16 protein-coding genes are annotated in these 22,052 nt (G+C 66.4%); 11 read left to right on the forward strand and 5 right to left on the reverse strand.

Annotated elements, in window-relative coordinates:
* On the forward strand, window positions 1–809 hold an 809-nt coding region (locus tag K329_RS31295), incomplete at its 5' end, for a hypothetical protein (RefSeq protein ID WP_028473742.1).
* A 31-nt stretch (window positions 810–840) separates the two neighbouring features.
* Here the strand turns inward: K329_RS31295 and K329_RS0115350 are convergent.
* The gene (locus K329_RS0115350; RefSeq protein WP_157571762.1) at window positions 841–1,563 is read right to left on the reverse strand and encodes a hypothetical protein; all 723 of its coding nucleotides are present in this window, start codon (window positions 1,561–1,563) and stop codon (window positions 841–843) included.
* 58 nt (window positions 1,564–1,621) lie between these two features.
* A complete protein-coding gene (mobF, locus tag K329_RS27170; protein ID WP_084541345.1) occupies window positions 1,622–7,816 on the reverse strand; it encodes a MobF family relaxase in 6,195 nt (2,064 codons plus the stop codon).
* Window positions 7,817–8,007: 191 nt separating this feature from the next.
* On the opposite strand from mobF, the gene K329_RS0115360 reads away from it, so the two are divergent.
* From K329_RS0115360 to K329_RS0115370, 3 genes are all read left to right on the forward strand, one after another.
* Window positions 8,008–8,391, forward strand: coding sequence for a hypothetical protein (locus K329_RS0115360; protein ID WP_028473744.1), 384 nt, complete (start codon window positions 8,008–8,010; stop codon window positions 8,389–8,391).
* A gap of 360 nt (window positions 8,392–8,751) precedes the next feature.
* Complete coding sequence (locus tag K329_RS31300; RefSeq protein WP_052336966.1) at window positions 8,752–9,234, forward strand: hypothetical protein; 483 nt, start codon at window positions 8,752–8,754, stop codon at window positions 9,232–9,234.
* 74 nt (window positions 9,235–9,308) lie between these two features.
* Window positions 9,309–10,319 carry a DUF4238 domain-containing protein gene (locus K329_RS0115370; RefSeq protein WP_281169819.1) on the forward strand — a complete coding sequence of 337 codons (1,011 nt, stop codon included), beginning with the start codon at window positions 9,309–9,311 and terminating at the stop codon, window positions 10,317–10,319.
* A 14-nt stretch (window positions 10,320–10,333) separates the two neighbouring features.
* On the opposite strand, the gene K329_RS0115375 is transcribed toward K329_RS0115370, so the two are convergent.
* Together K329_RS0115375 and K329_RS0115380 are read right to left on the reverse strand one after the other, a co-directional pair.
* Window positions 10,334–11,131 (reverse strand): hypothetical protein, encoded by a 798-nt coding sequence (locus K329_RS0115375; RefSeq protein ID WP_028473746.1) that lies wholly within the window; start codon window positions 11,129–11,131, stop codon window positions 10,334–10,336.
* Window positions 11,128–11,370, reverse strand: a complete 243-nt coding sequence (locus tag K329_RS0115380) for a hypothetical protein (protein ID WP_028473747.1) — start codon at window positions 11,368–11,370, stop codon at window positions 11,128–11,130. Before K329_RS0115380 ends, K329_RS0115375 begins: the two co-directional genes overlap by 4 nt.
* Window positions 11,371–11,605: 235 nt before the next feature.
* Between K329_RS0115380 and K329_RS0115385 the strand changes: the two genes are divergently transcribed.
* Window positions 11,606–12,616 (forward strand): DUF6308 family protein, encoded by a 1,011-nt coding sequence (locus tag K329_RS0115385; protein WP_028473748.1) that lies wholly within the window; start codon window positions 11,606–11,608, stop codon window positions 12,614–12,616.
* Window positions 12,617–12,675: 59 nt separating this feature from the next.
* Here K329_RS0115385 and K329_RS0115390 read toward each other — a convergent pair whose 3' ends face one another.
* Window positions 12,676–13,527 carry a GNAT family N-acetyltransferase gene (locus K329_RS0115390; protein WP_028473749.1) on the reverse strand — a complete coding sequence of 284 codons (852 nt, stop codon included), beginning with the start codon at window positions 13,525–13,527 and terminating at the stop codon, window positions 12,676–12,678.
* Window positions 13,528–13,915: 388 nt separating this feature from the next.
* Between K329_RS0115390 and K329_RS0115395 the strand changes: the two genes are divergently transcribed.
* From K329_RS0115395 to K329_RS0115415, 6 genes are all read left to right on the forward strand, one after another.
* Entirely contained in the window at window positions 13,916–14,674 is a 759-nt protein-coding gene (locus K329_RS0115395) for a helix-turn-helix domain-containing protein (protein WP_169721602.1), read from the forward strand.
* A 240-nt stretch (window positions 14,675–14,914) separates the two neighbouring features.
* Complete coding sequence (locus tag K329_RS30355) at window positions 14,915–17,110, forward strand: protein kinase domain-containing protein (RefSeq protein ID WP_084541347.1); 2,196 nt, start codon at window positions 14,915–14,917, stop codon at window positions 17,108–17,110.
* A 170-nt stretch (window positions 17,111–17,280) separates the two neighbouring features.
* Window positions 17,281–18,753, forward strand: coding sequence for a hypothetical protein (locus K329_RS0115405; RefSeq protein WP_028473752.1), 1,473 nt, complete (start codon window positions 17,281–17,283; stop codon window positions 18,751–18,753).
* 413 nt (window positions 18,754–19,166) lie between these two features.
* A complete protein-coding gene (locus K329_RS30360; RefSeq protein ID WP_084541348.1) occupies window positions 19,167–19,787 on the forward strand; it encodes a helix-turn-helix domain-containing protein in 621 nt (206 codons plus the stop codon).
* 54 nt (window positions 19,788–19,841) lie between these two features.
* Entirely contained in the window at window positions 19,842–20,657 is an 816-nt protein-coding gene (locus K329_RS0115410) for a hypothetical protein (RefSeq protein ID WP_028473753.1), read from the forward strand.
* 968 nt (window positions 20,658–21,625) lie between these two features.
* Window positions 21,626–22,051 (forward strand): hypothetical protein, encoded by a 426-nt coding sequence (locus tag K329_RS0115415; RefSeq protein WP_028473754.1) that lies wholly within the window; start codon window positions 21,626–21,628, stop codon window positions 22,049–22,051.
* Window position 22,052: the final 1 nt, after the last annotated feature.

The following is a 22,052-nucleotide window of genomic DNA, read 5'->3' on the forward strand; positions in this document are numbered from 1 at the left end:
AGTACGACCCCGCCGCCTTCCTCCCGGTGCTGCCGGACTTCGCGGCCACGTTCGCCGCGCTCCAGCCCAAGTACGACCCCGCCGCGTTCCTCCCGGTGCTGCCGGACTTCGCGGCCATGATTGCCGCCCTCCGGCCGACCTTTGACGCTGCGGACTTCGGTGCGGAATTCGCTCGGCTCGCAACGCGAACACGACCTCGAAATCTTCGCGCGGCAGTCGATCTGGACTTCGAGGCTGTCGCTGCAATAATGATCGAGGAAGGATTACCTTTCTTTCTCGTACCTGACGCAGGCACCGCGCAACAATTGGTCGAGGCCGACACCTCGAAGGACCGACGGGCAATTCTTGTTTCACGCTCTACCGAAATTCTCGCCGCGTGCAGTTCTGTACTAAGTCTCTGCGTAAAGGACGACCTCCCATTTCATGGGGCGGCCCTATCTGAAGCCATAACCGCCTACGAGGCCGGATTCTTCAGATCAGCACAGGCAATGGCTTCTAGCGTCTTAGACTCGGTCTTACGGGAGTACGAATCGATCACACATCGGGACTACGTCGTCGGTCGAAAGTCTCTGAAGGGTGGCATCAAGGGGGCGAGTTATGTCGAGACGCTTCGATTGCGCCCTTGGTTCGCCTTACTCCCTCTGGAAAAGGTGCATTCGAAAGACGAGCGGCCCAACCCGCCGCAGGTTGCCTTCTCTCGGAACGGCACCGCGCACCGTGTCACTCCCGAGCAGTTCACTCGCGCCAACTCCGTCCACGCGCTCATGGTGGCCGCGAGCATCATCGGCTTCGCGCAAGGATTGTGGTGATCGCGCACTGACGCGGCGGCGGTCGGTGTCCTCAGAGAAGCACGGCAAGACGGCTGATGGTGGTCCGGTAGTCCTCCCTCGGCAGGAGCTCGGTCGCCCCTGGGACGGCCCGGAGAGTTTCCAGCACTGCCTGCCAGTTGAGACCGCGGGCTTGCTTCCAGTCGACGCTCCCACGCATCTCGGGGTAAACGTCGAGATCACCGTCGACCTCTTCGGCCGACGCAGCAGCTACACCGATGACCTTGAGTAGAGCTGTGCGCGAGTGCTGGCGGCTCAGCGACTCACTGAGTTCCTGGCGTTGATGCCCTGGCAATATCGAATAGCGAAGGCGCCTCACCACGGTGAGTTCGCACCGGAACTCCTCTAGGAACTCACCGGCAACCGCGATGCGGTTGTACTCCGTTTGCGTGCGGGCTAGATCGTGGTGAAACGAGGTTGATTCTTCACGCGAGTTCATCGAAACGTGGCAAGCTTCGTGCGCAGCCAGACGCTCGGCCAACTCGGGGAACTCTTCAAAGAATTCAGCATCTAGAATCACGACACTAGGAGGGCCGATTAGGGTCTTCGCGGCCGTCGTCCCGCCTCCGCGAGTGGAGACGAAGCCTTGGGCGCCAGTGAGTCGTCGTACCGTGGCGTCAAAATTCCCGGTGACGAACACGGCAGAGGGCGCCGCCCCGACCACTCCGATACCGCGCTTCGCGGAACGGAACCAATCGGTTTCCGTGTTTGCGCCAAACTCAGAAATGATCTTCATACCAACCACCCAGTCTCTTGTCAGAAGAAGGATAAATGCACTGCTAGAGGGGCATGGGTCAGATCCGATGGTCAGGGGGCCGCTGATCTTCCGGTCGGGGCGCATCGGAGTCGATCCGGCGCGGCCGCTTCTCTACCGCCGGGTCAGGCTGAAGATCGGGTGAGGGGCCGGGAGTCGGGATCGACACACGTTCGCGGAGGCGCTGTCGTGCTCGGGCCTCTCGGAGGATCTCGCGGCCGTCGGGTCCGGCGGGCTCGTTGCCGGGCGCGACGGCGGCGAGGAGCGCGGTGGCGTAGTCCTCGGCCGACGCGAAGTCGTGAGTGTCGACGCCGGCGATCGCGGCCACGAGGGGGCGGGTGGCGTTGCGGGTGAGGGCGCGGATCGCTGGCCACTGCGGGGTGGTGGTGACCCGGGCGGCGGTCGCGATGTCGAGCCGGTCGGTCAGGACGCGCTCCGGGCTTCCTGCCGACGAGGTCGGTCGGCCACCGGTGGCGGCAGCGATCCGTGACCAGAGCGCCGCTGCAGCGTGCTCGTCGGGGAGCGGCGTGCGGAGCGCGTGCGCCAGTATGGCGTCGACGCCGTACTGCCCGGGCAGCTCGAGCTCCTCCTGGTCGTCGCTCTCGCCACCGGCCGTGGCGGGGGCCTTGGCACCGCGGCCGCGGTCGAGTTCGGTGAGGATGGTGTCGGAGTCGAGGTCGACCCGCATGAGGAGCAAGGCGCTGGCGTGGGCCTGCTGGTCGGGGGTGCCGCGGGCGATGTCGCCGGCTAGTGATCGCACGGCGCCGAGGCGGCCGTCGATGTGGTCGAGCTGGGGCGCCCACTCTTCGAGGCGGTCGGCGAGGACCTGAGCGTGCAGGGAGGTCGCTGCGGCGGCCGGGCTGTCGGCGGGAGCCTCGACCGCTTGCTCGAGCACCGTGGCGAGGGCGGCGGGCCCGTCGCCCTGCAGCAGGGCCGCAGGGTCCTTGTGGGAGCCGAGCGCGACGGTGCGGGTGTCGAGCGCCCCGGCGGTGGCCAGCAGGTCCCACGCCCGGGCTGAGGCGGCCCGTCCCGCACTGTCGTTGTCGCCGGCGACCACGACGGTGGCGTGGTCGAGGTCGACCACCTCGCCGAGCGCGGCGACGTGCTCGGCGGTCAGGGCGGTGCCGCAGGTCGCCAGGCCGACCATCCGGGGCGAACCCGCCGGGCTGGTAGCGCTGGCCAGGGTGACCGCCTCGGCGTCCAGGGGCCCCTCGACGAGCACGGGAACCGCACCAGCGGCCAGGAGGTCACGGTGCTCGGCCAGCCCGTAGAGGGTCTCGCCCTTGACGTAGGCGGGGGTGGTGGAGGTGTTGAGGTACTTCGGAGTCCGGTCGCCGGCGTCCTTCGCGGCGCGGCCGACGAACCCGACGGGCGCCACCTCGCCGTTGGCGAGGGTGGCGTGAATCGGGAGGACGAGGCGGTTACGGAACCGGTCGACCACTCCGGTGGCGCGTTCGGTGGCCAGCCCGGCGGCGGCGATCTCGTCCTCGGTGTAGCCGTGGCCCACCAGGTGGGCGACCAGTGCTCGCTGGCCGCGGGGGGCGTACCCGACTTTGGGGAGGAGTCCGTCGAGTCCGCGCTCCTCGAGGTACTGCGGCGCCCAGCTGCCCTCGAACTGCGTGCGGTAGAACGCCTCGGCGAGCCGGTGCATCGCGACGATCCCGGCGACCTGCTCCGACACCGCCTCGACGGCAGGAGCCGGAGCGGCGTCGTCGTGCGAGGAGCCCCCGGAGCCCGCGGTGTCACCGGGGTTGTCGGTGTCGTCTGGTGTGGGTGATCCCGTGGGATCACCTGCAGCGAGGTCGAGCGAGGCGACGTCGACCGGCTCCTGGTCGGCCGGCTCCTGGTCGACGTGCGGCTCGTCGACGTCTACCTCGAGGTCCTCGTCCTGGTCGATGAGGACCTGGTCGACCAGCTCGGGGGTGATCCAGTCTTCGCCGTGGGCGAGTTCGTCGAGGCGACTGGTGAGCACGGGCCACCAGTGTTCGCCGGCGAGGTTGTCGACCAGAGCGTTGAGCTGTTCGGCGCTGGCGTTCTGGCCGACCTGGTTGGCCTGCAGGAGGTCGCGCAGGTGGGTGGCCCACCAGTCGGCGGAGCGTCCCGTCGCGGCGGGCTGCACGCGGCGTACGCGGTCGGTAAGGCGGTTGTAGTGCCTGCGGATATTGCGGTCGGAGGGTCGCGGGCCTGCTGGGCGCAGGTCGACGTCGGTGACGTCGTTCGCGGCACGCCACACGGCGAGGTCGGCCACGAGGTCGGTGTCGTGCAGGACGGGCTGGGCCCACGCTGGCGCGGTAGCGGGGGTCCAGGCGCGGGCCTGGTCGGTGAGCGCGGTCGCGGAGGTCTTCACGGCGCGTTCGCGGGCGCTGAGCCAGGTCCCGTACTCGTCGCTGTCGGCGAGGACCGCGGGGGGCGCGGCCAACCACGGCAGCGGGCCCGGCTGCTCGCTCCTCTGTTGGCTGGGAGTGGGATGTGCCCGGGCCAGGAGGAGCGCGGCGAGGTCGTCGACGTCGTCGGGGATCGCGCGCACCGAGGCAGCGCGCTCGAGGTCTGCCAGCGCCGCCCGGACGACGGCAGGGAGCGCCGTCGGGTCCGGCGCCGAGCCGCTCGCAGAGTCCGTCTCCCCGGTCGCTGATTGCCCGCCAGCGGCATCGGCCTGCTCCGCGGTGAGGGGCCGGTCGTACGGCTCCCACTCCTCGACCGCGGTCGACGCCGGGGCGTCGTCCACGGCAGGGGTTTCGTTAGCAGCGGGGACCTCGCTCTCGGTCTCGACCGTGACGTCCTCGGCCGAGGAGACCTCGTCGACGCCCGGGTCGCCCGGGTCGCCCGGGCCGCCCGGGCCGCCCGGGTCGGCCAGCGCGTGGAGGGCGAGGGTGGCGCGCAGCAGCGGCCAGCTGCGGGCTTGGCTAACACCGGGCACGAGGGCCTCGGCGTGCTCGGTGAGGGCGTCGAGCGCGCCGGGGGCGGTTGCCTCGAGGTGCAGTTCTGCGGTGCGTCCGAGGGCGTCGCGGTAGATGGCGGCGTCCTCGCGCAGTGCGGTGGCGGGGTCGTTCTCGTGGCGGATGGTGGTGCGGGCCGACACGGCGCTGTTGTCGCGCTCGATGACGGCGCGCAGTGTCTCGGTGGCCGTTTTCGGTGCGGCCTGGTCGGGGTGGAGCACGTTGTGGGTGTCGCCGTCGCCGCCCATCGCGACGTAGGCGAGGTTGGTGCTGCGTCCGCGGGTCATCGCGACGTAGAGGCTGGCGCGGTCTTCGGCTCCGGTGATGAGGGTGTGGCAGGCGTCGACGGTCTGGCCCTGGGCGCCGTGGATGGTGGTGGCGTAGCCGAGGTCTACGTGGGCCGAGACGTAGTGCGGCGGCAGGACGATCGCGCGTCCGGTGTCGCGGTGAACCACGACCAGGCCGCCGTCGTTGTTGACGCCGTCGACGAGCCAGCGGTCGCCGTTCTTGACGAAGTCGGTGGTGGTAAGCCGCAGCTGGCGGTTGTTGCGCCGCGTCACCACGGTGTCCCCGACGCCGGCACGCAGACCGGAGGCGAGCGCCACGGTCGCGGTGTGGATCGGACGTTGAGCGGGGCCCCCGTCAGCCGCGTCGCGAGGGGCGTCTCGGGCTGCGTGGCGGTGCAGTTGCGCGAGCCGGTTGAGCTCGGTCACCTGGTCGTTGGTCGCGGCGATCATGAGCGCGTCGAGACCCTGGTCCTGATCGTTCTGCCAAGCCTCGAAGACGCATCGGACGATGGCGCCGGGGGCGTGGGCTTGGACGCGGTGGTGGTCGAGGAGGAACCCCAGGGCCTCGTCGGCGTGACCTTCGCGCAGTGCGAGGGAGGCGGCTGCTTCTCCGGGTGTGGTGAAGCGGACCACGTCGGCCAGGGTGCGTACGGCGCCGACCTCGGTGGCGATGTCGCGCAGTGCGCCGCCCGCGCCGACGGCTGCGAGCTGCTGGTCGTCGCCGACCAGGCGCACGGTTGCGCCCCGCTCACGGGCGTAGCGGACGAGGTCCGCCAGGTCGGGCGTGGACGCCATCCCTGCCTCGTCGACCACGATGAGGGTCTGTTTGTAGACACGCGAGTGCGCCCCATCGGGGGTGTCGTTGCGGAGGTCGTGGAGGAGCTTGGCGAGGGTCTCGGCGGGTGATCCCGTGGGATCACCCAGGGACGCGCCGAGGGCCTTGGCAGCGGCCGCGGTGGGTGCGAGCGCGAGGACGTTGCCGCCGGAGTTGCGCCACGCGTTGGCCAGTGCGCGCATGGCGGTGGTCTTGCCGGTGCCAGCGGGGGCGAGCGCGAGCTGGACGCGGGCGCCGCTGGTACCGAGGGCACGGACCATGTCCTGCTGGCCCTCGTTGAGGGTCAGCCCGTTGGCGGTCTCGGTGAGGAACGCGACCGCCAGATCGAGGTCGCTGACCACGGGCGCGCCGTGCTTGGCGGCGGCCTCGACGAGCGTCTTCTCGGCGTCGATGACGGCGGTGGTCGAGTACAGCTGTGCGCCCGGCCGGGCGTACTGCGAGGTGCCGTCGGCGCGCTGCAAAGCGGCTGGAACGGCTGGCGGTGTCGCCACTGGCTTCTCCGTTGAGATCCCGACGGCCCGCAGCATCCTGGCCACGCTCGAGGTGTCGGCGTCGCCCGGGTCGGGACGCGAGAGCGGTTGTACGACCGCGTCGTTCAGGGCCGCCCGGGTGACCCGGTCGACGGCGCCTTCGAGGTGCTCGACGGGGACGCCGCGGGCGCGCAGCACGCGTTGGGTTTCGGCGATGACGTGGGCCGCCTGGAAGCGGGCACGCTCGCCTTCGACGGTGGCCACGACCCTCGCCGCGAGGTCGTCGACCTCGGCGTCGGTCAGGTCGCTGGCGGGGGTCAGGTCGCCGGTGACCGCCGTCGCGAGCATCGCGTCGAGCTGCTCGGAGCCGCCGAGCACCTCGAGCGCTTCGCGGCGCCACTGGTCGCGTTGCTCGCCCAGGGAGCGGTGCTCGTGCTTGGCCTCGCGGGTGTCGAGGTTGGCCTGTTGGGCGAGCCCGAGGGCCTCCTTGCTCGACGGGACACGGCCGTGGTCGGTCTCGAACTTCGCGGTCAGTTCCGCGATCCGGTCCTCGATCGCGGTACGTCGCTGCGACCACCGGTCGAGCAGTTCCGGGGTGACGCCGGCGATCTCCCGGACGACTCGCTTCCCGCTCCCCGGCCCCGCCACCCGCGCCGCTGTCTGGGTCTGCGCGGGTGCCGACTCGTGGGCCGTCTGGGGCGTGGTCTTGGGGCCTCGGTTCGTGTCGGTCCACGAGACATCCAGTCGGGCGCTCAGCTCGGCCTCGATGCGGGTGTTGTAGCGCTCGGAGGCGGCGACGGTGTGCTTGTAGAGCACCTGCCCGTCGATGGCCAACCAGGCTCCGTCGGAGGGGTCACGGACCTTGTTGGCGATCGCCACGTGGGTGTGGAGGTCGGGGTCACCAGAGCGTGCATCGCGGTGGACGAACGCTGCCGCGAGCACGCCGTCGACGTCGACGGTGCGCACGCCACCGGCGCCGCGACGGCTATAGATGACTTCGCGCTCCAACCACTGCACGGTGTCCTCGACGGCCGCCTGGTGGGCAGCCTCGATGACTTCGGAGGTCTCGCGATCGGCCACGGCCCACAGCGCCGAGACGCTCTTGACGGGGCTGAACGTCAGGTCGTAACCGGCGCACGGCTGCTCCGCCGGACGTGACTCGCGAGCGATGAACCCGGACAGTTCACGCGACCCCGGAGCGGGTGGGCGACCGTGCTTCTCGGTGAACAACCGGGTAGCCACGCTGGTGCGGATCTCGGCTCGCACGTCATCCGGGACCGGCGCAGTGCGGGGCTGGCCTTGTTCGATGTTGAAGGCCTCGTAGGCCCGGCTGCACTCGACGACGAAGTCGCTCTCACACCGGGGCGTGGAGAACCTCCGGCCCAGCGCAGATGCCGCTCGTGCTGCTGCTGCAGCGGCACCTGGTGCTCCGCTCGCGGTCATCATCGCGGCGCTCTCCAGGGCGTCAGCGTTTGGGTGACGGCCCTCGCCGAACAGCGCTCGCATCTGCTCCGCACTCACCGTTGAACCCGATTCAACACCGATGAGGTTGGCGATGCCTTCGCCGAACCATCGGCCCGGCGCCTCGCCCTTCTCGCTGTAGTAGTCGGCCAACTGCTGACGTCCGGCGAGGTCTTGGTCGGCCGCAGCCGTCTGGCGGATCAGGTACTGGTACCCGTCACCCGCCGACAGCTTGTGCAGCGACATCACGCCCAGATGGTACGACACTCGCCAGAGTGCAAGAGGTGTGTAGGACTTTTATGCTGGGAATTGGCTTAGGTGGGTGGATGGAGTGATGTGTTCGCTGCGTGGTGCCTTGCTCCTCTGGCCTTCCTGCCTTGCTGGTTGCTAGCGTCTTCTTAAGTCGATGACTCGGGAATCGAACGAGGGGAACCCACATGGCACGGTCAACGCAGGTGGCGGCGCGGGAACGGGCTCGCGAGGCGCTGCGACGCCGCGAGGCAGAGCGCGCCGCGCGCGACGGGATGATCACGCAGGCAGCCGCCGACTACTTCGCTGGCGAACTGCTCGTCGAAGACGGCACCGCGAAGATGCGAGCCGCGATTGTCGCTCTAGTCGACGAACTCGATGAGACGCCGGCCAGCGCAGCGACCTTGCTCGGTCTCACCGTTCGCGAGGTCAAGAAGCTGCGCCGGGACGCAGCCGCCCAGACCTCGACGACGGACTCCTCAGTAGATGCCGACGGATCGGCCGCAGACGCGAACCAGTCCGACGACCAGGACCGCCAGACCCTGCCGCAGGCGTCGGAGCCGGTCGGGTGACCGCCGACGCGCCGCTCGCCCCGACTGGGGAGGACAGCGTCCGCACCGACGCACAGCATCCGGTCGCCCCGTCGACGGCAGCCGCCGTGTCGCAGGGTCGAGCCCACGAGCGTTCACGCGCTCGTCTGTCAGTGGCGAGCGCAGCGAGGGCAGCAGCCACCCGGGGGCGAAGCGCAGTCACCCGGCTCGACGTCCTCGCCGAGCGACTCGCCTCCACGGCGGATCAGCAGATGGGCACGTCTGCTGAGTCTGAGTTCGTCACTGCAGGTCGGCGCGCAGCTGGACCGCGGCAGCGCTAACGTGACCACACAGACACCAACGGCAGCAGCACCGCTCCCCGAGAAGTCGCCGGCAGGACGGGTGCTCGACCTCGAGGTCGACGAAGCGGTGTTAGGTGACGACCGGGTAGCGCGGCGGTTCTGGTCCCACGTGATGTTGGTGCCGGGCTCGTCTTGCGTCTGGTGGATCGGCGCGATCTCCGGGCGCGGGCACGGACGGTTCTGGGTCCGAACCAAGGCCGATGGGAGCGACCACGTCGTGATCGCCCACCGCTTCGCGTACGCGCTCGCCCACAATGCCGCGGCGCTCGCGGCCGCACCCATGCTGACCCACCGGTGCGACAACCCGCTGTGCGTCAACGTCGACGACCTCCAGGTCGGAGACGCGCTCTCGAACGGCCAGGAATGGGCCACCCGTCGCCACCGCATCGGCGGGCCACTGCGAGACGTCAGAGGGTCCTACCAGCGAGCGCTCGACATCCGCGAAGCGATACGGCGAGGCGCAGATTTGGAGGAAGTCCGGCGCGCTGGCGGTCCGGATGCCGACCAGCGATCGCTCTTCTGAACGCTGGCATCCGAAGTTGCGACTGCTCGCAAAATCGGTGGGGGTGGACCTCGTCTGTACGTACCGTTGATCCCGTGACAAGGCATCACTACGTTCCGCAGATGTACCTGCGCCGGTTCGCGGACTCAGACAAGCGACTGGTGCTGGTCGATCGTGACGACCTGAGCAGAGCAGAGGTCACGACGGCCAAGCACGCTTTGAACCTCGATGATTTCTACGGGTGGCACACGGGGCTCGGTCCAGAGGACGTCGACGACCCGGCCGTGCTGGATGCGGAGCACATCGAGAAGCTCCTGGGGGTCTTCGAAAGTCGCGCGCAAGGCGCGTTCGACCGCCTTGTCGAATCTGGGCGCCCGCCGAGGACAGCAAAGGACAAGTACAACCTCAGCAACTTCATCGCGCTGCAGGCGGCGCGTGGTCAGCGCTTTCGCGACGACCAGTCGCAGCTAGCGACCTTCCTCATGCGTAAGCACATGCGTGCCGAGACCAGGCCTGAACAGGTGCGCCAATGGCTCGCCGAACGGGGTGACCCGCACGAGCCCGACGACGTTGCTGCGTTCATTGACAGCGCGTACGGCCCCGACGGGCCCCGGCTGGTGCCGGATCAGGCCTTGGCCATCCAGAACGCTCTCCGTTTCGCGGTGCAGCAAGTGTTGCCCAGCCTTTGGGAGCGCTCGTGGCTAGTCCTCACTTTCGACGAACCATGCCTTCTCACCAGCGACGAGCCCATCGTCGCGTTCGATCCCGGTGGTGAACCAGTCACGGCACTGACTGCGCCGCTGCTGTTCATGGCGGTGGGTCGAAGGCACCTGCTCGTGTTGCGTCAGCCCAGCGACACGGAGGTCCGCGCTCAAGCAGTGACTGACGCTTCGGGGCGCGGCAACTCGGAACAGGCCAAGCGATTCAACGCGCTCGTGGCCACGCAGGCCGAGCGCCACGTCGTCCATCACCCTGATGATGCGGCGCTGGTGGCTGACCTTATGATCGGTCCCCGCACGAGGTGGGGGGAAGAGATTGTGGAACTGATCGAAGACGGCGACTCCGTGACAGTCCGCAGTCGGCTAAGGCGGTTGCCTGTGGAGTGATCCGCGGGTCCTCTTTAGCCTCGTCGCAGGCGGGTGTGCGGGAGGCGGCCGGCGTCGCGCTCGACCTGCGCGATCGGGACGGCGGCCGGGTAGTCGATGGGCGCGATTCCGGAGCCGGGTAGCGGAGTGTGCATGCGCGCGTGGTCGAGCAGTTGCGCCGCAGGGGTGTCGTGGTCCTCGAGCGCATCCTCCTCGTCGTCGTAGCTTCCGTAGAAGTCGTGGTCGAGGTCCACCACGAGAACGGCGCCGGGGTATCGGCGCTGCGCTTCGGCCTCGAGCTCGGCCTGGACTCGGTAGGCGTAGGCGGTGCGTTCGGCGTCGCGCTGGTCCTCGAGCGCCTCCAGGCGCCGCTCGTACGGCGCCACCACCGCCGCGCGGGCAGCCTCAAGCTCGACGACCTTCGAGCGGGCATCGTCGTCACGGGTCACCGCCACAGCGAGCAGCAACGACGTCGGGTCGTTGAGCTGCTCGACCAGGACCTGCACCGACTCAGCGGCCATACCGCGTGCCGCCAGGTCCTCGCGCCACCGCGCCTCGTCGAACGCCGGGGGCGCACCCTGCTGCTCGGTCACCATCGTCCGCATGCCCTGGCGGTGCTCGACGTGGTAGTGCCACACGTACGAGCGAAGGTCAGGCTCCGCCCCAGCAACGGCGGCGTCGAGCTCGGCGGACAGAATTTCGAACGAGTCCCCGTAAAGGCCCGACGTGTCCATCAGGTCCTGCAGCATCGCGGCGGCCGGCACCCGCACCCATAACGGCCCCGTGCCCTGCTCGAGCAGGCGCTCATCCAGTCCGGCGTGGTCCTCGCTCACTGCTCCACCACCACGGCCGTTGCCGACGCGAGCAGATCATGCAGCTTGTCAGCGGTGGCGGCCTCGCGCTCGAACGGAGCACGCTCGGGCGCCCCCGGTTCCTCCGACTGCGCGAGGTGCCTCATCTCGTCGCGGCGATCAGCCACCGCCATCGTCAGACACAGAATCTGCTCATCGGTCAGCGCCGCGCCCGCAGCAGCAGAAGCCGAAGTGGCCCGTGAGCTCGTAGAGTTCGTCATGGTTCCTGCCAATCAGGTCCGTGCCTCCGGGGCGGGTGCCCCCCTTGCCCCGGAGGCGTCTGGTTGTCATCAGTCTCGTGCAGCCATAGCCGCTGGGCTACCGCTCCTCCACAGGTCGCCATCCTCATCATCGCTCCAGCTACTGACAACGCCCGTGGTTCAGCGCCGGCCCGCTTCCCCGGCGGGTTCTCGCTCTGTCGGGCGCCGTCGTCGGTGGCAGGCGGTATGAAGTCTCATGCACTTCACATTGGCCAAGCAGGAGTTCGACCTCACCGCTCAGGACGTTGTCGACGCTGTCCGGGGTCGAGTCCCCGAAACCATCCGCGACCACTGGGTCGACGTCGACGGCGTTCGCTGGCCCGTCAAGCAGGCACTAGCCCTCGCCACCGGGTTAGAACCGACCGCCTTCCACTCCCAGACCAGCCGCCGTGTCCTCGCCGACCTCGGCATGACTGTCGGCGCTGAGAGCGCTGAGACGGCCGCCACGCAGGCGGTGTACGGGGATGGAGTTCGCACGTTCGCACTCCCGCGCGGCTGGGTGCGTGCACGCCAGGAGGTACTAGACCGCGCCCTGGCGGCCACGCTTGAGGCCCTGGCCGGAGACGCCGCAACCGCACGGCTTTCGTCGTACTACGACCCCGACAGCAACTACGCCGGCCTCCTCTTCTCAGACGCCGACGACAACGCCGAGCACACCATCACAGCCGGCGACCTATGGGCCGTCACCACGCTCAGCATGAAGATCGAGCCCCGCCAGGCGAGGCTCGTGTTCGACGCCACCAGCAAGCGAGCAGGCGCCCTGTTGCACGCCATCCCGCACGACACGGCACTCAGCGACCTTGAGCACGCACCTGGTGGATCCGCCGCCACGCTCGAGCGGATGGACGAGCTGCAGGGGATCTTCCGCACCCTCCTGGCAACCGACGAGAAGAACTCCAACCACTGGGTGTTCGCGGCCAAGCTGTGCGCCCGCAAACGCCCCCACCTTTTCCCGGTCCGCGACAACGCCGTCTGCAGGTATCTCGCCGGGCATGCCCTGAAGACGGGAGGGATCGGATCCTTCCGCGTCGACATCCAGGTGATGGCCTACCTCATCACCCATCCCGCCGTCCTCCACGAGCTCACACGGCTCCGCGACGAGATCGAGGTCCCCGTCGATGAGGACCTCAAGCTCCTCGACGCCGCTCTCTGGACAAAGGCGATGTGGGGAGCAACCAAGGCCGCCGCGGCGCAGGAGACCCCCTGACAGCTCTCGCCGTGAACTGATCCTCAGAAAGCAGACTGGCCCTCAAGCTCCAACCGGTATCACCGGATGTGTACTGGCATACCGGCGAAGAAGTCCGGCGTGATCACGAACCCCATGCTTTCGAAGAAAGCACACCTACGGTCGAGCTCTGGACCCGTATCCAGCATTGCGGCAACGAACGAGCAGCCCGCCCTGGCCGCATCTGCGACGAACGCCGAAACGAGCGCCGTTCCCGCCCCCGCACGTCGCCCTTCCTTCTGCACGAGAACGAGGGAGACGTAAGCGTGAGGCGCCGGCGGGATCGACCCCGCCGCAAGGGTGTCGTGAGACCCGAAATCGGAGTCGACCGCCCCACCTAGGAGACCAACTGCCCGGGTCCCGGTTCGCGCAACGTAGTACCGGTGTCGATCTGACGACCTCCACCCGTCGAGGGCGCCGGCGTACTTCTCGGACTGCTCGAGCAGGTAGATGGCGTCACTCAAGTTGACGGTCGTCATTCGCTCTATCCCCACGCGGCCCTTCCCCCAAAGATGTCGGTCGTGGTGGCCCGCCTCCGAGAGGATGGGCGGCTCGCGCCTGGCCGCGGGGGAGAGTGATGCCGCCCGTTCGCGCATGACTCGATCAGCCGGGCCTTGGCGGGCGGGAAAGACGAACGACGCTGTCGCGTGAGGCGCGAAGACCGCGGTGGGGATCGGCGTTGTCCCCGCCAGGTCTGCTGCGAGGTGCCAGAAGCCATCGCCCGAGGCGCTACGAACGACGTTCCGGTCGCCAATGGTGACGTGGTCATGCACGGTGACGACGTCGTCATCTCCGGCGGTAACCCCGTCGAGTTTCACCATATAGGGCTCGTCGACCTCGACGGTTCGCAGAGTTGCGCGGTAGGCGATCTTCGGTGCCTTGAGTGTTGTCATGCGTCCAGGCTGACACCTCTAGGGCGCTAGTGTCTCGTCGACGCCGCGAGATTCAGAAGAATCCTGCTGACCTGGCCGAACGCAGGATCACGTGCCTGGACCGCACCGCAAACGCGCCACTATGCCGCCAAGGTGGGGGACGGCGGGTCCTTCTCCGCCCACGAGTTGGCATTGTCATCGTCGGCGATCACGCAGGAAGCTCAGCCAGGCACGCATCTCAGGCCCAGATTCCCGGATCGCCCAGCCGACAGCAACGACGAGTACGGCGGCGCCCAGCAGCAGCGGGGGTACGAACTCGGTAAGCCCCATTAAAGGGCCAGCGATGACATCCATGGCGAAACGATCCCATCACTAGCGCGATGGTTCCACCATCATCTATCTTGTGATGGTGTACGAGACGATGGATGAGCTTTCAGAGCGGTTCATCGAGTGCGGTGCCGCGCGCTTCCCTGGCTCAAGTCAGGTGCAGACACAGACTGGCTGGACCAGTACGGCCTTCTTGACGGCCTCCTTTCCCGAGGGGAAGGGCGAGAACCCCAGCGACGGGCTCGTGTACTTCAAGACAGCGCACCACACAGAGTTTGCGCCCGAATGGCCCGTAGCGACCGACTGGCCGCTTGTTATCCGCTCGCTACGCAGTTCGCTTGGAATGACGCAAGCCTCGTTCGCCGCGGCAGCGGAGATCGGTACGGCCACAGTCGAGCGATGGGAAACAGGGCGCTCCGTGCCCTTCGGTGGCGACGCGCTCCAGCTACTCAGCCTGGCGGCGCCGCTAGTAGACGAACCGGTCCAACGCGGACAACTGCTGAACGTGGCCGCGGCCGCCGTTCTCCCGCGAATCACCCGACCCACCGCCACCTACAAGGGGACCGAGATTGTCAACTGGCTTCGCTCGGGCAAGCACGATCACCGCAGCCTCGGCGACGCCCTGCTTCACACCCTGCGAGAGGCACGGATCCTGGTGCCCGTTGAAGAGACGGGCAACGAGCTGGTCGACGACGAGTACTTTCCTCTTGCCGGCAACTTGCGCGGCGCCGCCGAAGAACCAGCATGGTTGCCGGAATTCATCCGCCTGGGCTCCAGGCTAGAGACCAGCGACCGACAGGTAATCGTTCATTTGATGCGCCGCCTCGGCCGTGACAGATGACGGCTGCCGAGCCTCGCACGACCAGCACGTCCCCGCGCGAGCATCCACGACCTCCAGGTCGGAGGCGCGCTCTCCAACGGCTAGGAACGAGCCGCTGCGACGCACCCGCCTTGGCAGTTCCCATGCGACCGTCTAAAGCACTGATAGCAAACGTGGGCAGTGAGACCGTTTGACCCCCCGGGCCTCCGTTGGACGCGTGAAGCCCCGCACGAGCCGACGACTACGAGTAGGAGCCGCCCCGTGGCGACCGACCCCGATCCGATAGCCCCTACGGGCATGCCGAGTGAGGTGGGCTCGCCGTTCGCTGAACTCGTCGAGGCGAGTTTGATGCGCAACCTGCGGCAGCAGCAAGTCCTTGAGCGAGTATTCGAGATTCTGACCCTTAAGAACCGGTGGCCAACATGGGACGAACTCGACGACGACCTCGACCGCAGCGGCGGGATTGACGATCCCTGGGGCGAGGTTCACGATCTCGAACGGTCGCTATTTTATGGATTAGGACACCACGAACCATTCGGCACCGACACCGTCGGACTTACTGTTGCGGGTCTACTGAGGGTCGCCGCCGCTGACCGAGATCTCAAGATCCTGGCCAACACGATCCTATGGGCAGTCCAAGAGGCGCGTTCGGCTCCTCCGGGACCTGCAACCATCACAATCAATCCCGAGGTGGTCTCAGAACATGCCGCCGTTCCCGCAGAGGGCCGAACAGACCTGCTCAGACGCCAGCACGCGCTGTGGACCACCCTTCCACAACTTTGGGCGACCGCGAGCGGCGCTGCGGAGATGGGCAACTGGAACGTCGAACTCTCTCGTAAGCAACTTAGGCGCCTACGGCCAGCAACAACTGCGCAGGCACTGTTGGCGCTGCTGCCCGGCCTCTCGTCTCCAATGGCCGCTTCCCTGCAGCGCAACACACCGTCCGCGAACCCCCTCGACACTCGTGCGGGCGGCGCACGCCCCGGAGCGCCGTCTGGGGGATTGAGGTTGAGCTCGAACGAGATTGTTGTGGGGGAGGACGGTTCCGAGTACGACGTCGACTTCTCCGACGTGCTCGGTATCGGGAGCCAGGGACGCGTGGTGGCGGGAACTGGTCCAGATGGGGCAGCCGTGGCAGTGAAGGTGGTCGACATCCGGGCCGGTGTCGGAACTGAGCCGTGGGTGCGCGATGCGCGCGCCGCCATGCGTGAAGCGGTCGTAGGCGCGCATCTTGATGCGGTCGGTACACATGCCGTCGTCCCACTTCTCACTCTGCACCTTTCTGAGGACCGCCTATTCCTGGTATTTCCTCGAGCCGAACAATCGCTTGCCGATGTCATCACGACTCGGAGAACCGCAGCAGCAACTGTCCCTCATGCGTCGTCGAGCGACCTCGAGGCACGGCTTGTTGGCATCGAACTGACTAAAGCACTTATTCAGCTCCACGAGCGCGGCGTGGTGCACCGCGACGTAAAGCCGAGCAACGCTCTGTTCTGGAACGGGGCCTGGCGCTGGGCCGATCTTGGCATCGCCAGGATGCTCGACCACCAGACTGAGACCATCACCTTTATCGGGATGGGAACGAGCGCATACACGGCCCCCGAAGTGATCGCAGGCGGAGCTCATACCGTCCGCTCAGACGTCTACTCGCTCGGTTGCACCCTGTACGAACTTGCAACCGGAAGCCTCCCGTTTCCGACAGACTCCCGACAACGTCACCTGACCGATCTGCCGGACCTCGACGCTGTCAAGGACGTCGTGATGGCCCGCGCTTTAACTTACGCCCTTTCAAAGACGCATGACTCCCGTGTGACTGCGGCACAACTACTGGAAATGCTCTCTGGAGCGTCCGCTACCAGCACCGAGCTTGAGGGGCTCCGATCACTCGCTGTCCGCGGACGCCGCCGCAAGGACGAACTTGCGACCCAGGAAGAACAGGCTGCACAACGCGAGCGGGCTTCTGAAGACGCTATGGCTCAACTGCGTCGGATCTGGAACGCATTCCTGGCGGAGGCACGGGCGGTCGACCCTGAGGCCGACGGTGAGCACGAAGATCAGAACAGATCGGTGCTCCGGCTGCACGACATCCAGATGCTCGCCTTCTATACCCGTCCGTCCAACGCAGCCTGCCCCGCCACGGCGGTAGGCCACATCAGCTTGGGGTACACCGACCGGAGGCCGGTCGCCGTGGCCAATACTTATGCTGAGCCAGACCCGGCAGATGACGGCGTGTCGCGGTGGCACCTCGTTCAGTTGCAGCCAAACTTCATCCGCGCCAAGAAGGTGGACCGAAGTCAATCTGGCCGAGTCGTTTCTCTGGACGCACTCGAGACCTGGCTAACCCGACGCGCTGAAAACAGGTCCGGGCCACCTGACTTGGTGGCCAAAACAGCGAAAGAACTTACGCCTCAAAGCCTGGGACATCTTCTCGTTACGGAGGCCACGGACGACCATTAAATCGGCCGCGCGACACTAAGGCAAAGCCGTCTCTGGCACCGACCTCGAGAGTAGGCGCCACTGGCACCACCGACAACATTGGTCGTTCCAGTCAAGTGGACGTCATTCATTGTCTAGCGCGAGGCGCGGATCACCGCTAACCTCTAGCCCATCAACCAGCAGGGGGGGGCATGCGACTTTCGCAATTTTTTGGCTTATCTGGCACACAGGGCACCTTCGATTTTATTGACGTGTACGTCGATAAAGACGTCGCGTTGTTTATTGACCCATCGGCGATAGCGACCATCAACTCAGACTGGGCTGACGAGTGCACCGCGACGGTTCAGAGTTTCTTCCAACGAGTGCTGCATGAGGTGAGCGCCGGACACAAAACTGCCGCCCTCGACCTGCTAGGTCACCTGAGTGAGGAAAACGCGACACATCTCGGCTACTCACAGAGCAGCAAGGGCAGTGGCATCGGCGCTGGACTTGCCAAGAAGTTCTACGACGAACTCTCCAGCAGCGCGGCGGTCACGACTGGCCTCATCTCCGACCTCGAGGAGACGGCGCTGCTCGTACCAGGTATCGAAGAGGACCGGATCTCCGACGTAACCACAAACATTCTTCGTAAGCAGTTGGCCGAGTACACAGTGGATGTTGCAAACTACTACGGTATTCCGCTCCACAGTGGCGTGGCTCTGAACGGGCCCGAGTGGGACTTGACAACAACCAGCTGGAAGACGAAGACCTATAACTTGCCGATGGGGCCGCAGGGCCCACTGCTGTTGGTGCCCAAGTCAATCGCACGCCGCAAGTTGTTCTTGAACGCTGGTGATTACTACACGTGGCACGTCTTGGAGCACTTGAAGCAACTTGAGTACAACAACCCTCAGTCCCCGTTTATGGTCATCCTGAAATCGGGCACACCGAAGGTGCGCAAGACTGCTCTGAGTGACAGCCTAAAGTCCGCCGCGAAGGCAGCCACAGGCAATAAAGCCGTCATCAAACACATCAACGCCGCGACCACCGCGCAGGCTCCTGACATCCTGAGCCGCTACCGTGCACTCCAGGATCAGCGAACAGTTCGGGCGCCCACCTCGGCAGAGGTAGCAACTGCGACAGATACTGCTGAGGTCGACCTCGACAACCTCCTAGCGGAGGTGCTGGCCGTTCCTACTGGTAAGCCCACCGCAACCGATTATGAACGGGCAGCCGAGGCGCTGCTGTCGGCCCTCTTTTACCCCGAACTCCTCAACCCCATTCGCCAGTTCCGGATGCATGACGGTCGAAAGATTATCGACATCACCTTCACCAACGCGGGTGACCCGAAACGGTTCTTTGGCTGGCTCGGCGCTCATCACCCTGCCGGACACGTCTTCGTTGAGTGCAAGAACTACGCTGGCGATGTGAAGAATCCGGAGTTCGACCAACTGGCTGGTCGCTTCTCGCCGTCGCGTGGCAAGTACGGTCTGCTTGTCTGTCGAACGATCACTGATAAGTCCAAGACAATTCAATCGTGCCGCGACACGGCGCAGGATCAGCGGGGCTTCATGACACCGCTCGACGACGACGACCTAAAGGTCCTGGTGGAAGAGTCAAAGTCCCAAGGTTCGGTCAGCGAGCTGGGCGGCCTTCTGCACAAGAGGTTCCTCGGCTTGATCTGATGCGCGCTCCGCTTGACGTGATCTCGCAGCGCCGCTCGTCATTGACTCCTAGGCCGGTAACGACGCGTCAAGCTGGGTTCTAGCAGGAGTAACTACTACCGCCTGAGAGATCTCACGACGGGGTCCCACAAGCCGCCGATAACCATCGTTATGTCGCAATACCGCGACTCAACCCCCCCCCTCAAGGGGGCTGATGCAGCACCAGTAGCCCCAGGGCCCGCCCCAGCAAACGCCCTCGGGGTCGCGCGTTCACTCACAAGCCAACACGATCCGACAGGAACCAACCTCCTCGCCCCGCACGGACCAGAGTCCGTCTAGTTGCCCATCCGGGCTTCGGAGCGGGGTGGTTCAGGAGAACCCCTTCGGTCCAACCGGCAGTGGTTATCGGTTCCGATAATGCTACTGTTGTTGACATGCAGGTTCTCGATCGCGACACCTCGACTGTTGTGGCTGCTCTTCGTACGGCTGTCGCGGAGACTGGCATGTCTCAGGGAGAGTTCGCTCGTGCTGTCGGCACGTCGGGGTCTCGGTTCTCGACGTACTTGACCGGGCATACGCGTCCTTCGGCGTGGTTCTTCCTTCGAGCAAAGCGAATTGCTCGTTCCATGGCGCTAGCCGGCGAGCGTCGTCTGATGTCGGCTCCCGCGACCTCGGCCGCGATGCGGGTCAGCCTGGCGTCTGGTGATGACGATTGGGTGTGGCGGATGTTGCTTCAGGGCCGCGATCACCTTCGCCTGATTCTTGCCGGCTCGACGACAGCCAGTGAGCCGGATGAGGACCTGCTGGGTGCTTGGGAAGCGGCCCCGGAGAGTACGGGGGAGCCCCGTTGGGACGCCCTGCTGGCCGCCCTAGCTCGACGAGAGTTCGAACAGGCAGGACTTCCTTCGCCAGCATGGACTTCTGTCGATGCGTTGGACGACCCGTGGGTCATGCCCCACCCGTTCCTGAGCCCGGAGCGCGTTCGAACTCAGACTCCTGTGTGGTTGCGAGAGTTGAACATCTTCGTTCCTCAGCGTGATCTGGTGACCGCATGAACGCCTGGTGTCGATCGGTGCCGCACCGGTCTACCCGACTGGCAAGGACGTTGTATGGCTGAGCAGGGTCGGCATCACGAATTCGATGCAGCCGAGGCGGCCGACCTGCTCGGCGAACTGGACCGCCGGCTGCGGGACCGGGGGGCGGCGGCAGCCGTGTTCGTGGTGGGTGGCGCCGCGGTCGTGGCCTCCGGGCTGCGGGAGGGACGCCTCACAACCGATATCGACGCCCTGACCGACGACGCGGTAGTTTTCGAGGTCGCTCGTGAGATCGCGGTGGAACGGGACCTACCGCCCCAATGGCTGAACAGCGGCGCCAGCATGTGGATGCCGCCCCATCCTGAGGGAGCGTTGGTCAGGCCGGCCACTCCAGGGCTCGCGGTGCGCTACGCAGACGAGGGTTTCCTCCTGGCCACCAAGCTGGTGTCCCAGCGCGCTAAGGACGCCGCCGACGTGATCGCACTCGCGGACCGACTTGGTATGGGAGAGGCGACAGGTCCGGAGCTCGAGGCGCACATCCGCCACTACTACACCGATGTTGAGGCCTTGGCCTTCATCCTCGACGGTGACGACGTCGACTCGGAACTACGGCTGCTCTCAAACGACGCAGCTCGCGCTCTGGCCGTCGCCCGAAACGGGAGGTCACGGCCGTCCGCCACGCAAGAGGCTGAGCCGGTCGCCATTGAGTCGGACCGGCGAGCGGGGCGCGACCGCCTCGCGGCCGAGCGGAAGGCGGCCGATGGACGTGGCCCCGGCACCGATCCACGCGACGCTCAGGACCGCAGCGGGCCTGCGGTCAAGACTGCCGTGGCGCCGGTGCTGGATTCTCGCAACGAGAACCCAGCCCGGCGGGGACCTTCCATCACCTGAGTCCGCCGCACGCAGCGGTGAGGCACGCAGCTCATGCCGCGCGGGGTTCGCTGACGTAGGTGTCCGGCGAGGAGAGCGGCTTGTGTGGCCAAGAACGCTTCCTCGCGCTCGTTCGCAAATGCCTAACTGGTCGGGCACCCATGCGTCGATTGGTGTGTGTAGGTGTGAGCCGATACGGATGGGGGCGCTCCCAGGCGGCGACGGATGCTTGCTGGAGACGGCTGGGACCTGGTCGTTCCCTCGCTGGCGGTCGCTGACTCGTGAGGCATGCACGTCGGGCCCAGAACTGACCATCAAAGTTGGCCGAAGCACCCGCCGATAACCTAGATTATATCAGTGCGACAAGAACTCTCGACGTGGCGCGACCCCCCGATGGACCGCCCCAACCACCGATGCGCGAACGCGAGAAGGCCCCGGACCAGTAGGTCCGGGGCCTCGGTCCAACGCGCGAACGCCCCACCCATGACGCACCGCCGGCGCTTGCAGGGGCGGGCCTCATGGCTAGCGGAACTTCGCTAGAACTGACGGTTCCTGGGTCGACCACGAACATTAAGGCCCCGGGTCGCGTGCAAAGCAGAGGCGGCCCGGGGCGTTCGTAACCATCGAAGCATCCTCCTCATGAGCGCGACCTTCTCAGCAGACCGAGTAAGAGAGCTCTACGAGTGGAGCCAGCAGATGGCCTCCGCTTCGTTCGGGCGAAAGTGCGTCAACTCCGAGCGACTCTCCTGGGACCTGGTCGCGCCGATCAAGAGCAGCCCCTCGGGACCGTCCGCCTGGCAGTGTCGTCGCCGCGGACCGCACAGGAAAAGTTTGCCTCCAAATGCGGGCGCAACAGCTAGTCTGAGCCTGGGTGATTGGACTATCGCCGTTTTGATTCGGGGGGCTAGGGCATGAAAAGCGAGTGCAAGAAGTCCGAGGTAAGTCAGCCGAGGGAGGCTGGCGCTGCTCGAGCGGTGTATAGGTCAGCGGTGGCGACCTTCATGTTCGCGGTCATCCTGCTCACGCCGTCAGGAGCTCATGCTGCCGCGTTGTGGGGGCCCGAGAAGGCCTTCGCGGGCCCGAACCTCGCCATTTGGGTGAACGCCACGGTGGGTCGGACTGGTGCCGGTGGCGATGCCTACGGCACGGCGGTAGGTTTGGAAACTCCCCAGCGAATGCCTCGCCTCTTGGCCGGAGTCCGAACTCACCTTAATTTTTACCAAGGGCCGCTCTGCGAGACCACCGGATGGTCCTTCAACCAGGGCAACGAATGGAGCTACATCGCCTACGGTTGGCACGACTGCGCCGGGGTGGTGAGGGCGGTTGGTGCCACACAGACGTGGCTTGGGGCGCCAAACCGGGACTACTACTTCAACTGGGCGCACCCCACCTCCGACTTCATGGTCTTTAGCTGAA

The organism is Nocardioides alkalitolerans DSM 16699 (assembly GCF_000426525.1).
GTDB lineage: Bacteria > Actinomycetota > Actinomycetes > Propionibacteriales > Nocardioidaceae > Nocardioides > Nocardioides alkalitolerans.

Excerpts from the sequence above, each read along its gene's own strand:
- K329_RS0115350 (WP_157571762.1), bottom strand. The coding sequence starts at position 1,563 with ATGAAGATCATTTCTGAGTTTGGCGCAAACACGGAAACCGATTGGTTC.
- mobF (WP_084541345.1), bottom strand. The coding sequence starts at position 7,816 with ATGTCGCTGCACAAGCTGTCGGCGGGTGACGGGTACCAGTACCTGATC.
- K329_RS0115360 (WP_028473744.1), top strand. The coding sequence starts at position 8,008 with ATGGCACGGTCAACGCAGGTGGCGGCGCGGGAACGGGCTCGCGAGGCG.
- K329_RS0115380 (WP_028473747.1), bottom strand. The coding sequence starts at position 11,370 with ATGACGAACTCTACGAGCTCACGGGCCACTTCGGCTTCTGCTGCTGCG.
- K329_RS0115385 (WP_028473748.1), top strand. The coding sequence starts at position 11,606 with ATGCACTTCACATTGGCCAAGCAGGAGTTCGACCTCACCGCTCAGGAC.
- K329_RS0115390 (WP_028473749.1), bottom strand. The coding sequence starts at position 13,527 with ATGACAACACTCAAGGCACCGAAGATCGCCTACCGCGCAACTCTGCGA.
- K329_RS0115405 (WP_028473752.1), top strand. The coding sequence starts at position 17,281 with ATGCGACTTTCGCAATTTTTTGGCTTATCTGGCACACAGGGCACCTTC.
- K329_RS30360 (WP_084541348.1), top strand. The coding sequence starts at position 19,167 with ATGCAGGTTCTCGATCGCGACACCTCGACTGTTGTGGCTGCTCTTCGT.
- K329_RS0115410 (WP_028473753.1), top strand. The coding sequence starts at position 19,842 with ATGGCTGAGCAGGGTCGGCATCACGAATTCGATGCAGCCGAGGCGGCC.